Genomic DNA, 11,956 nt, shown 5'->3' on the forward strand with positions numbered 1-11,956 from the left:
GTGTTGCACTGACTCCCTGAACCTAAGGGGTGCCGTTCGACCGGATCTGGAACGACCCGCCGCGTCCGGGCGAGGACTGGTCGCGGGAGACGTCGCGGTTCGCGACGCTCGCCCGCCGGGTGTGGGATCCGCTGCTGGCCGTCGAGGAGGTGGGGCGGCTGTGAGCCAGGGATCACGGTTCGACCTGACGGGACCGCTGCCCTCCGGCACGACGGTGATCGAGGCGAGCGCGGGCACCGGCAAGACGTACGCGATCGCCGGGCTGGCCACCCGCTACCTCGCCGAGGGCGTGGCGGAGTTGTCCCAGCTGATGCTCGTCACCTTCGGCCGCGCCGCCACCCAGGAACTGCGCGAGCGCACGCGCGCCCGGCTGGTGGGAGCCGCCGCCGCGCTCGCCGATCCCCGCCGCGCCCGCACCGGGACCGACCCGCTGCTGGCATATCTGGCCAGTGGTGACGAGCAGAGCGTGCGAGCGCGGCGGCTCCGGCTGCTGCGCGCGGTGTCCGATTTCGACGCCGCCACCATCGCCACGACACACGGCTTCTGCCAGCAGATGCTCGACAGCCTGGGCACGGCAGGGGAGCGGGAACCCGACGCGGTGCTCGTCGAGTCGGTCGACGACCTCGCCGAGGAGGTGATCTCCGACCTGTACCTGGCGGGGTATCGCGACGCCGACGAGCCGCTGTTGCCGTTGTCCGAGGCGCGGGAGGCGGCCTGGGCGGCGATCCGTGACGCCCAGGCAACCCTGGCGCCAGCCGACGCGCCGCCCGACACGGTCGCGGGCCGGCGGGTCGCCTTCGCCGAAGCCGCCCGGGACGAGGTGCGGCGCCGTAAACGCAGGCGTGGAATCCGGGATTTCGACGACCTGCTCGTGCTGCTGCGCGACACCCTCGCGCACCCTGTGCACGGTCCGGCCGCGTGCCGCCGGGTGCGCGAGCGCTACCGCGTGGTGCTGGTCGACGAGTTCCAGGACACCGATCCCGTGCAGTGGGAGGTGCTGCGCCTCGCGTTCCACGGCAGCGTCACCATGATCCTGGTCGGGGACCCGAAACAGGCGATCTACGCCTTCCGTGGCGCGGAAGTGCTCGCCTACCTCGACGCCGTCCGCGCGGCGGACCACCGGCTCGCACTGGAGACCAACTGGCGCAGCGACGCGGGACTGCTGACGGCGCTGGAGCAGGTGTACGCGGGCGCGGCGCTCGGCCACCCGGAGATCATGGCCCACCCGGTGGCGCCCGCCATCTCCGCGGCGCGGCTGCCGGGGTCGGCGCCGCTGCGGTTGCGCTACGTCGATCGCACCGGGTGCGGGCCACAGAACACGCGGGGGTTCCCGGCCGTGGACGCCGTGCGCCGCCGGATTGCCGCCGACCTCGCTGATGACGTCGTCGCGCTCCTGGAGAGCAGGCCCGCACTGGGCACCGACCGGGATCGGCGTCCCCTGGTGCCCAGCGACGTCGCGGTGCTCGTGCGCAATCGCACGCAGATCGCCCTCGTCCGGGACGCACTGCACGAAGCGGGTGTCGCGAGCGTACTGGCCGGGGGCACGAGTGTGTTCACGACCCCGGCGGCGGAGGAGTGGCTGCGGCTGCTGCAGGGGATCGAGCACCCGCATCGCCCCGCCCGGGTCCGGCTGGCCGCGCTGACGCCACTGATCGGGGTGAGCGCAGCGGAGCTCGACACCGGCGGCGACGACCTGGTCGCCGACCTCGCCGGGCTGCTGCGGGAACTCGGGGCCACCTTCGCCCAGGCCGGCGTCGCCGCGATGGTCGAACGGCTTGCCGGCCGGACCCGGCTGGACGAGCGGATCATGGGCATGGACGGCGGCGGGCGGATGCTCACCGACATCCGTCACCTCGCGCAGCTGCTCAACCGTGCGGCGACCGCACAGTCGCTCGGGCTCACCGCGCTGATCCACTGGCTGTCGGCACGCATGTCCGAGGAGCAGCGTGTCACCTCCGCCGACCGCAGCCGGATGCTCGACCGCGACAGCGCGGCGGTGCACATCGTCACCATCCACGCGTCGAAGGGCCTCGAGTACCCCGTGGTGTACCTGCCGTTCGGCTGGGACGGTGCGAAACCACAGAACGTGGAGTCGTTGCTGCTGCACGAGGACGACCACCGTGTCCGGGATGTCGGCGGCCGCCGGGCGCCGGGGTACGCCGAGCGCAAGACCCGGCACCAGCGCGAGGAGGAAGGGGAGGACCTGCGGCTGCTGTACGTCGCGCTGACCCGGGCGATGTGCCGGGTGGTCGCGTGGTGGGCGCCGACGGCCACCACGAGGTCCGGTCCGCTGCACCGGTTGCTCTTCGGCCGCGCCGACGGCCACGCGACACCCTCCGGCGCCGCGCCGGTTCCCGCTGATGCCGACCTCGCCGCACGGTTCTCGGACTGGGCGAAGCCCGCCGGCGGCACCATCGAGATCGAGCAGGTCCCGGACGTGCCCGCCCGGCGGTACTGGCAACCGCCCGTCGAACCACACCCGGAACTGGCCGTCGCCGCCTTCACCCGATCCGTCGACTCGAGCTGGCGCCGTGCCTCCTACAGCGCGCTCACCGCGGCCACCCACGAGCGCCCGGGTTCCGCGAGCGAGCCCGAGGAGAGGGTGACCGTCGACGAGCCGGACACCCCACCCCTCGCCCCGGCGCGGCTCGGGGAGGGGAGCGCGACGACATCGTTGATGAACGACCTGCCGTCTGGCCGGGAGTTCGGCTCGCTGGTGCACACCATCCTGGAACGGATCGACACCTCCGCCGGCGATCTCGCGGTGGAGGTGCGACAGCGCTGTGCCGACGCCGCCGCCCGGCGGATGTCCGACGTGGACGTCGTGACGCTGGCGACGGCGGTGACGGCCGCACTGCGCACACCCTTGGGCGACGGCACGCTCGCCGACGTGAGCCCGGCCGACCGGCTGACGGAGCTCGACTTCGAATTCCCCGTGCCGACCCGGGTGTCCGTGTCCAGCCTGGCCGAGCTCGTCCACGCGCACCTGCCTGCCGACGACCCGCTCGCCGGCTACGTGGACGTGCTCGCCACGTTGCGGCCACCGCCGTTGCTCGGATTCCTCACGGGCAGCATCGATGCCGTGCTGCGCAGAACCGGGCCCGCGGGCCCGGAGTTCATGGTCGTCGACTACAAGACCAACAAGCTCGCCGCCGGATGCGTCCACACCGGCCACTACAGCCAGGAGGCGATGGTCGCCGAGATGATCCGCGCCCACTACCCGTTGCAGGCGTTGCTGTATCTGGTCGCGCTGCACCGGTACCTGAGGTGGCGGCTGCCCGGCTACGACCCGCGCCGGCATCTCGGCGGCGCCCGGTACCTGTTCCTGCGCGGCATGGTCGGCCCGGACACACCGCCCGGCTGTGGCGTGTTCTCGTGGCGGCCACCCGCCGCGCTCGTCACCGCCCTGTCCGACCTGCTGGCGGCGACATGACCGGACCACTGACGACCCGGCGGGCCACCGGGATGCTGCGGACGTTCGAGGACGCCGGCGTGCTCGAACCGGCCGACGTGCACGTCGCCTACCGGCTCGGCGCGCTCGGTGGCGAGACGCGCGAACCCGTCCTGCTCGCGGTGGCGCTCGGCGTGCGCGCGCTTCGGCTCGGCTCGGTCTGCCTGGAGCTGGATCGGCTGCCCGCACTCGCTTCGGGCGCCGAGGGGGAGGCGCTGCCGTGGCCGGACCCGGACGCCCTGTGGGCCGCCCTGCGCCGCAGCCCGCTCGTGACGGGAGGACCGGCCGGCCCGCTCACGCCGCTGACCCTGGCGGACACGCCGAGCGGCCGGTTGCTGTTCCTGACCCGCTACCACCGGCAGGAGGACACCATCCGCGCCGTGCTTGCCGCGCGGGAGCGCAGCCGCCCCGACGTCGACCTCGACGCCCTGGCGGCCGGGCTCGACGCACTCTTCCCGGGTGGCGACGGTCCGGACCGGCAGCGGATCGCCGCCGCACTCGCCGCGACCGAGTGGACCACGATCGTCGCCGGCGGACCCGGGACCGGCAAGACCCACACGGCGGCCCGGATCCTGGCGCTGCTGCACACGCTGCACGGCCCGGGGCTCCGGGTCGCGCTGGCCGCCCCCACCGGGAAGGCCGCCATGCGGTTGCAGGAATCGATCACCGGGCAGGCGGCGGAGCTCGGGCTCCCGGACGGCCTGGCGGCGACCACCCTGCATCGCCTGCTCGGCCCACGACGCGACAACCGCAGCCGCTTCACTCACCACGCCCACAATCGGCTGCCGCACGACGTCGTCGTGGTCGACGAGACGTCGATGGTGTCGCTGACGATGATGGCCCGGCTGGTCGAAGCCGTGCGCGCCGACGCCCGGCTGATCCTGCTCGGCGACCCCGACCAGCTGGCGTCGGTGGACGCGGGCGCCGTTCTCGCCGATCTCATCGCGCGCCCGGTCACCCGGCCCGCGAACCCTGCGCTCGCCAGGCTGGTGAACCCGGCTGCCGCTGCACCGGGCGGCGACGCACCGCTCGACGAGCGGGAACGCGAGCGGTTGGGTAGCGCGGTGATCCGCCTGAGCCGGGGACACCGGTTCACCGGTGCCCTGGCCTTGCTCGCCGATGCGGTCCGCCGCGGTGCGGCCGACGAGGCTGTGGCCATCCTGCGTTCCGGTGCCCACTCCGTCACCTTCCACGAACCGGACGACCTCGACGCGGTGCGAGCCGAGGTGACCAGCACGGGCCTCGCGCTCATCGACGCCGCCGAGCGCGGTGACATCCCCGCCGCGCTCGAGGCACTCGACACCCACCGGCTCCTGTGCGCGCACCGCGAAGGCCCCTACGGAGTGCGCCGCTGGTCCCAGCGTGTGCTGGACTGGACCGTCGCCGCGCGGGGGAGGTCGCTCGATCCGGAGCACCGATACGCGGGACAGCCGTTGCTGGTGACCGAGACCGACTACGACACCGGGCTCAGCAACGGCGACAGCGGGGTCGTGGTCCAGAGGCAGGACGGCCTCACAGCGGCCTTCGATCGTGGCGGCTCGCTGCTGCTGCTCCCGCCCAGCAGGCTCGCCGCGGTCCAGCCCCTGTACGCGATGACCGTGCACCGCAGTCAGGGCAGCCAGTACGACAGCGTGTCCGTCGTCCTTCCCGAGGAGGAATCGTCGATCCTGACCCGGCAGTTGCTGTACACCGCCATCACCCGCGCCCGGCGACGGGTGAGGATCGTCGGCCGGGAAGAGACGGTGCGGGCCGCCATCGGGCGCCAGGCCTTACGCGCCTCCGGTCTCGCGCGGTGGTGAACCGGACGGGCGACACGGTCCGAAGTAGACGGCCCCGGCCGCGGGTCCGGGTACGGATATGCGCTCGGCGCGTGGCTGGTCGTGCCGAGGTCTAGCCCTCACCGGCGTAGCGCTCGCGGACGAGGTGCAGGTCGGCGGCGTCGAGGTGCAGATCGAGGGAGCGCAGCGCGCCGGCGAGGTCGTCCGGGCCGATGACGGTGTGCTCGCGCGAGCCGTCCGGGTGCTCGGCCACCAGGTGCTTGCCGATGAGCTTGCGGCACACCCCGTCCGACAGGCGCATCACCACGATGCGGCCGGTGAACGGCGAGCGCGGGTGTGTGGCGACGTAGTGGTTGGCGACCTCATAGTCGATGGGCTGCTGCGGTTCCGGGCCGAACGAGTACTCCGCCCGCCATTCGCCGTCGGTGAACTTCTCCAGCCGGAGGCCGCCCTCGTCGGCGCTGAGTCGGTAGCGCCACCCGGCCTGATCGAACTCGGTGCCGGTGCGTAGCGGCATGGGGTGCATGATGCCGGCGCCGAAACCGGTGTCGGCCAGGTAGTCGGTGCCGTCGACGTGGACGCGCAGGTTCATGTGTGTCCGGGGCCCGCCGGAGTCGGGCTGCACGCGCGCGGTCTGCCGGACGACGTCGTAGCCGAGCTGTTCGAGCGCGGCGGCCAGCAGCAGGTTGTGCTCGTAGCAGTAGCCGCCGCGGCGGCGGTGGACCAGTTTGTCGGCGATGTCGCCGATGGCCAGGGAGGGGGAGCGGCCGAGCAGCGGGTCGATGTTCTCGAACGGGATGGCGCGCACGTGCGCCTCGTGCAATGCGGTCAGGGCGGCAGCTGAGGGCGTGGCGCGGGCCTGTCCGATCCGGGCGAGGTAGGCGTCAAGGTCGAGGTCGCCGGAGTGCCAGATGTCGGTGGTGGTCGGCATCGTCGTCGTGTCCATGTCGTGAGCCTGACACCTCCACCGAACTCGAGGTCAAGACGGGCTTGTCCGCCCGACGCGGGCGCGAGCCGGGTGGCACGCGGACGGCGGAAATGACGGCGGTGTTACGCCCGTGAATCAGAGCGCGCGGTGTCTGGGATCCGAGACGGTTTGTCCTTGACACGTGTTCTGCCTGGGCAAGGCCGGTGCGACGCTGCCACACACCGAGGAGGTGGTGGCCCATGGCGGTCGAGCAGCGACACGGTGACCAGGTCACTCGAGGTGCGGGTGGCGCACCGATGTGGAAGTTCTTCGTTTACAGCCTTGTCGGCGCGTTTGTGTTTTTCGTGCCCATACCGGTGGGCGGTGAGAGCTCCATCGTGCTGGACCATCTGGTGACCGCCATCGAGTCGGCGGTGCCGGACGTCCTGCCGTATCTCGCATTGGCGATCATCCTGGGCGGAGCCGTGCACCCGTTCGTCGCGGGGACGTGGAACTCCTCCGCCGTGTCGATCGTGTTCTCGGTCGCCAAGGTGATCGGCCTGGCCGTGGGTGTCATGCTCGTGTTCGACGTCGGTCCGGCCTGGCTGTTCGATGAGGACATGGGGCCGTTCCTGTTGAACAGCCTCGTCATCCCGGTGGGCCTGCTGGTGCCGATCGGCGCGGTGTTCCTGGCCCTGCTCGTGGGCTACGGCCTGCTCGAGTTCGTCGGTGTGCTGCTGCGGCCCGTCATGCGGCCGGTCTGGAAGACGCCGGGCCGTTCCGCGATCGACGCCGTGGCCTCGTTCGTCGGCAGTTACTCGCTGGGGCTGCTGATCACCGACCGCGTGTACCGCGAGGGCAAATACACCGGCCGCGAGGCGGCGATCATCGCGACCGGATTCTCGACGGTGTCGGCGACCTTCATGGTGGTAGTGGCGTCCACACTCGACTTGATGGGCAGCTGGAACACCTATTTCTGGACGACGCTGCTGATCACGTTCGCCGTCACGGCGCTGACCGTGCGGATGTGGCCGCTGTCGAGAATTCCCGACACCTATTTCGACGGCGTCACGCCCCAGCCGGAGAAGACGGTGCGCGGGCGGCAGCGTTTCGTCCTCGCCTGGCAGGAGGCCAGGGACACGGTCGCGGCCGCGCCGTCGCTGGGACGCAACATCGCGACCAATTTCAAGGACGGGCTGCTGATGACGATGGCGATCCTGCCGTCGATCCTGTCGATCGGCCTGCTCGGCCTCGTGCTGGCGACCTACACCCCCGTGTTCGACTGGCTCGGATACCTGTTCGCCCCGTTCGCGTGGATCGTGCAGGCGCCGGACCCGCTGCTGATCGGCAAGGCCGCGGCGGTCGGCGTGGCGGAGATGTTCCTGCCCGCGCTGCTGGTCACGGAGTCGGTCGCCGCGGTGAAGTTCATCGTGGCCGTCGTGTCGGTGTCCCAGGTCATCTTCTTCTCCGCGCTGGTGCCGTGCGTGGTGGCGACCCGGATTCCGATCTCCGTGCCGCAGATGATCGTGATCTGGTTCCAGCGCGTGGCACTCACGCTGCTCCTGGTGACTCCGGTCGCGTTGCTGTTGTACTGACCGGCGCTAGGCCGACGGCGTGCCGCCGCACTCGCGCACCAGCGCGGCCATGATCTCGCGGTCCGCCGGCGCGACGTGGTCGGCGTAGTAGGAGTACAGGCTTTCTCTGGCGAGGCGGGATGCCCGCAGCCCGTCGCGGTCGGCGATGGCGGCGAACACGGCGCGGTGGTGCCGCATGGACTGCAGCATGAGCGCCTCCTGATCGTCGGCGTCGAGGATGGTCTGCTGGATCAGGGTGAGGATGGCTTCGCGGGTCACGTCGCCGTAGACCTGGACAAGGGTGTTGCCACCCGCTTCGGCGATGAGGTCGTGGAACTCCAGGTCCGCGCGGCTGAACTCGGCGTACCCGCGATCCAGGCAGGCGCGCATGCGAGCCATGTTGCGTTCGAGCGCCAGCAGATCCTCGTCGGTGCGGCGTGCCGCGGCGAGGAGGTTGGCCGAGGCGTCGGTGATCATGCGGAACTGGACGAGCTCGGCGAGCCCGAGCGCGCCGCCGAACGTCAGCATCGCGATCGACCGGCGGACCGGCTCGACTGACACCGGCAGGACCAGGGGGCCACGCGGGTCGCGGGGCTGGGAGCGGACCAGCCCCATGTTCTCCAGCACGCGCAGCGCCTCCCGGACGGAGGTACGACCGATGCCGAACTGCTCGCCGAGCTCGCGCTCGCTCGGCAGCCGGTCACCGGGTTTCAGCTCGCCGGTGGCGAGGGCCTTCTGCACGTGGTCGACGACGCGCTGGAAGACGCGCCCGGCAGGTGGGCTGGTCCGGCCGGTCACTGCGCACCCCTTTCGGCCCGGTCCCGCGGAAGTCGTGGGCAGCCCAGCCTACCGGCGTCGGCCGGCCGCACCCGGGTCATCGGCGGCCGGTCGGTGCGAGCCCGGCGAGTGCGCTCATGAGCGACCGGCCCGGATCGCCGATCTTGGCGGGATCGACGTCGGCGACCCGGTCGGCGATGCGGCGGCCCAGCTCGGCCGTGGTGGCGCCCATGCGCGGTCCGGCCAGGGCAGGCAATTCGGCGAGCACCGAGGCGGCGGAGGCCTCGAGGGCGAGCGCGGCGTCCCGCTCGCCCAGGGTGGCCAGGCAGAGTGCCGCCGACAGGGCAGCCGCGGCCGGGTTGGCCCAGCCCGTCCCGGCGATGTCGGGAGCCGAACCGTGAACGGGTTCGAACATGCTGGGGGCGGTGCCGGCCGGGTTGTGGTTGGCACTGGCGGCGAGCCCGAGTCCACCTTGGACGGTGGCGCCCAGATCGCTGATGATGTCGCCGAAGAGGTTGTCGGTGACCACGACGTCGAACCGGCCGGGGTCCAGCGGCAGGTGCTGGCACATGGCGTCGGCGTGGACGTAGTCGCGGTCGACGTCGGGGAACCGGGCGCCGACCTCGTCGACGACGTCCTGCCACAGCTGCCCGGCGTGGGTCAGGATGTTCGTCTTGTGGCACAGCGTCAGCTTCTTCCGGCGCGCCGCGGCGAGCCGGAAGGCGAACTCCACGGCCTCGGTCGTGGCCTGCACGGTGGTGATCGAGGTCTGCGTCGCCACCGCGTTGGCGGTGCCGGGATGGGTGGTGGACCCGCCGCCGGTGTAGAGGCCCTCGGTGTTCTCGCGGATGATCACCAGATCGCAGTTGTCGGGCGTGACCGCGGTGACCGGGCTCGTGACGCCGGGATAGAGCCGCACGGGCCGGATGTTGACCGACTGCCGGAACGCCACGCGCAGCGCGACGATGAGCCCGCGTTCGAGGACGCCGGGCGTGACCCGGGGATCACCGACGGCGCCGAGCAGGATCGCGTCGTGTGCGCGGAGGCGCTCGGTGGTGCCCTCGTCCAGCGCCACACCGGTGCGCAGATACGCGTCGGCGCCGAGGTCGAAGCCGGTGGTCTCGACAGCGAATCCGAAGTGCTCGGCGGCGGCCTGCACGCCGTCGAGCGCGGCGCGGGTGACATCCGGGCCGATGCCGTCGCCACCGATCACGGCGAGCTGATACGTGCGCGTCACGGGGAACTTGACTCCTTGTCTGTGCTCTCGAGGGCCGGGACGGGGCGCGGGCGCCCGGTGGTCGCCGCGCCCCGCCCGGTCACGCCTGCAGCGCGAAATCCCGCCAGGTCTTGCCGTCGGCGGGTTCGACGTCGACCCACAGCGCGGTGACGCAGTGCGGGCAGACGTAGGCCACGGCGGCCAGCGCGTCGTGGACGTCGACGCGGGCGCCGAGATCGTCCGGACCCAGCGGGACGCGGCCCGCGATCGCCTCCCAGCCGTCGGCGATCGGGCCGAGTGGCCGGCCGCAATGGCGGCAGGAGGCCACCAGCCCGTCCGGTCCCTGCGAGGTCACCAGCGAGGCACCCCAGATCCCGGTCGGCTCCCCGGCCTCCACCGCCGTCGCGCGGGGCGCGATCATGCGGGCCCGCCGGGACTCCCGGATCCTCTCCCGCGCGGCGCGGGTGCCGTCGTCGTCGACCTCGCCGTCGCGCAGCAGCACGCCGTAGAGCCGGGCGGCCGCGTCGGCACTCACCGCACCGGAGGCGACATCGGCGGCGACCTTCGCGGGATCGCGCAGGATCGGATCGCCGTACCCGCCGCCGTTCTGGACGGTGCACTCGAAGACGTCGCCGTGCGCGATCCGCGCGGCAGGGGAGACGCCCGGCAGCACCTGGTGTTCACCATCCAGATCGGACAGTGCGGTGATCGCCTCACCGCTGGCCAGCTTGTCGAGCGCACCCGCGCCCGTGACGCGCTCGAACCGCGCGCACGAGCCGGGTAGCCCGCCGAACAGACCCGTGCGGTTGGGCACCGCGACGCCGTGGGTGCCCAGCACGCCGGTGACCTCGTCGGTGTCGATGGGTGTCATCGCGAACTGGATGCCGTTGCCGCCCCGGTAGGTTCCGGCGCCCCCGGAATCCGGCACGATGCGCCGCCACAGATAGAGCAGTGGGTGCCGCATCTCCTGCTGCTCCACGTCGGTCGTGCCGCCGGCGAGGATCACCATCGCGCCACCCGCGTCGACGCCGTCCCGGAACGAGAACGCCGGGCCGCCCCACAGCAGCGAGTCCATGTACATCGATGCGAAGGGTTCCCCGTGCTGATCGATACCGCCGAACTGGTTGAGCTGCCACGAGCCGTCGGAAGGTCCGAAGGCGTGCCCCTCGTACTTCTCCGAGAACGACAGCATCTTCGCGATGGCGCCACCGGCCGAGCACGTCGCGGTCCAGTTCGCGCCCGCGGCACCGCCGGAGACCGGCATCGGCTCGACCGCCGTCACGCACAGCCCGTCCGGCGCGACTACCTCGACCGGCCGCATCAGCCCGTGGTTCCACGGGATGTCGGACCCGAACGTGCACAGCATGAGCGTCGCCACGGCGCCGAGCAGACCACCGCGTGTGGTCATGCCGTAGGCGGGCGACTGGGGGCTCGCCTCGGAGAAGTCGAACACGAGCCGGTCGCCCGTCTTCTCCAGCCGGCACGGCACCTGCAACAGTTCGATGCCGTCGCCGCCGTCCGGACGGTCGAGATAGGACGTGTGCTCGTAGACGCCGTCGGGCAGCTCGCGCAGCATGGCCCGCAGGTCGGCCTCGGAGTTGTCGAGCGTCTTCTCCATCGTCGCGCGGACCGCGCCTGCCCCGTAGCGGTCGCACAGCTCGTGGAAGCGCTGCTCGGCGACCCGCAGCCCGGCCAGGAACGCCCGGAAGTCGTTGGCGACGGTGTCGTGCATGCGGGAGTTGAGCACGACGGTGTCCCACAACTCCTGGTTGAGCACGTCCTTGCGGACGATGCGACCGGGCGGGATCCGGATGCCTTCCTGGAACACGTCCGTGGCGGTGGTGCACCAGCTGCCGGGGTCCATCCCGCCGAGATCGACCTGGTGGGCCATGCACCCCAGCCACGCGACGATCTCGCCGTCGCGGAACACCGGCTTGCAGAACTGGACGTCGTTCTGGTGCATCGCCGCGAGATAGGGGTCGTTGATGATGAACACGTCGCCGGGCTCGATGTCGTCGTAGCGGTCGAGGAACACCTCGATCGCCATGGCACCGGTGTAGATCGGCGTGAGCAGGTAGGTGCCGATGATCGCCATCTCGCCGGCGGCGGTGTAGATGCCGAAGTTGTAGTCGGTGGCGTGCACGACCGATGATCCGGAAACGTGCTCGACGGTCGTCGCGCCTTCGGAGTTGATCGACCAGAGCTTGTGCCGGATGACCTCGTAGGTGACCGGGTCGACGGTGGTGGTCATGG

At 71.6% G+C, this 11,956-nt stretch carries 8 protein-coding genes; 4 read left to right on the forward strand and 4 right to left on the reverse strand.

Features of this window, described 5'->3' with window-relative positions:
* Positions 1-29 precede the first annotated feature (29 nt).
* From ACFSZT_RS14610 to recD, 3 genes are read left to right on the forward strand one after another with little or no spacing between them, the layout of a single operon-like run.
* Positions 30-164 (forward strand): hypothetical protein, encoded by a 135-nt coding sequence (locus ACFSZT_RS14610; protein WP_377392019.1) that lies wholly within the window; start codon positions 30-32, stop codon positions 162-164.
* Positions 161-3,433 carry a UvrD-helicase domain-containing protein gene (locus tag ACFSZT_RS14615; protein ID WP_377392017.1) on the forward strand — a complete coding sequence of 1,091 codons (3,273 nt, stop codon included), beginning with the start codon at positions 161-163 and terminating at the stop codon, positions 3,431-3,433. Before ACFSZT_RS14610 ends, ACFSZT_RS14615 begins: the two co-directional genes overlap by 4 nt.
* Positions 3,430-5,250, forward strand: coding sequence for an exodeoxyribonuclease V subunit alpha (gene recD / locus ACFSZT_RS14620; RefSeq protein WP_377392014.1), 1,821 nt, complete (start codon positions 3,430-3,432; stop codon positions 5,248-5,250). Before ACFSZT_RS14615 ends, recD begins: the two co-directional genes overlap by 4 nt.
* 91 nt (positions 5,251-5,341) lie before the next feature.
* On the opposite strand, the gene ACFSZT_RS14625 is transcribed toward recD, so the two are convergent.
* Positions 5,342-6,175 (reverse strand): arylamine N-acetyltransferase family protein, encoded by an 834-nt coding sequence (locus tag ACFSZT_RS14625; RefSeq protein WP_377392011.1) that lies wholly within the window; start codon positions 6,173-6,175, stop codon positions 5,342-5,344.
* 221 nt (positions 6,176-6,396) lie between these two features.
* Between ACFSZT_RS14625 and ACFSZT_RS14630 the strand changes: the two genes are divergently transcribed.
* Positions 6,397-7,731: a YjiH family protein gene (locus ACFSZT_RS14630; protein WP_377392008.1), complete on the forward strand. Its 1,335-nt coding sequence runs from the start codon at positions 6,397-6,399 to the stop codon at positions 7,729-7,731.
* A gap of 6 nt (positions 7,732-7,737) precedes the next feature.
* Here ACFSZT_RS14630 and ACFSZT_RS14635 read toward each other — a convergent pair whose 3' ends face one another.
* The 3 genes from ACFSZT_RS14635 to ACFSZT_RS14645 all read right to left on the reverse strand — a co-directional run bounded on the left by ACFSZT_RS14635 (position 7,738) and on the right by ACFSZT_RS14645 (position 11,954).
* The gene (locus ACFSZT_RS14635) at positions 7,738-8,508 is read right to left on the reverse strand and encodes a FadR/GntR family transcriptional regulator (protein ID WP_377392005.1); all 771 of its coding nucleotides are present in this window, start codon (positions 8,506-8,508) and stop codon (positions 7,738-7,740) included.
* Positions 8,509-8,584: 76 nt separating this feature from the next.
* Entirely contained in the window at positions 8,585-9,724 is a 1,140-nt protein-coding gene (locus ACFSZT_RS14640) for a 3-isopropylmalate dehydrogenase (RefSeq protein ID WP_377392002.1), read from the reverse strand.
* 79 nt (positions 9,725-9,803) lie between these two features.
* Positions 9,804-11,954, reverse strand: coding sequence for a hydantoinase B/oxoprolinase family protein (locus ACFSZT_RS14645; protein ID WP_377391999.1), 2,151 nt, complete (start codon positions 11,952-11,954; stop codon positions 9,804-9,806).
* Positions 11,955-11,956 lie beyond the last annotated feature (2 nt).

This window comes from Prauserella oleivorans (genome assembly GCF_042685745.1).
In the GTDB taxonomy this organism is placed as follows: Bacteria; Actinomycetota; Actinomycetes; order Mycobacteriales; family Pseudonocardiaceae; genus Prauserella_A; species Prauserella_A oleivorans.

Bases quoted from the DNA above. Each gene is read 5' to 3' on its own strand.
- recD (WP_377392014.1), top strand. From the start codon at position 3,430: ATGACCGGACCACTGACGACCCGGCGGGCCACCGGGATGCTGCGGACG.
- ACFSZT_RS14625 (WP_377392011.1), bottom strand. From the start codon at position 6,175: ATGGACACGACGACGATGCCGACCACCACCGACATCTGGCACTCCGGC.
- ACFSZT_RS14630 (WP_377392008.1), top strand. From the start codon at position 6,397: ATGGCGGTCGAGCAGCGACACGGTGACCAGGTCACTCGAGGTGCGGGT.
- ACFSZT_RS14645 (WP_377391999.1), bottom strand. From the start codon at position 11,954: ATGACCACCACCGTCGACCCGGTCACCTACGAGGTCATCCGGCACAAG.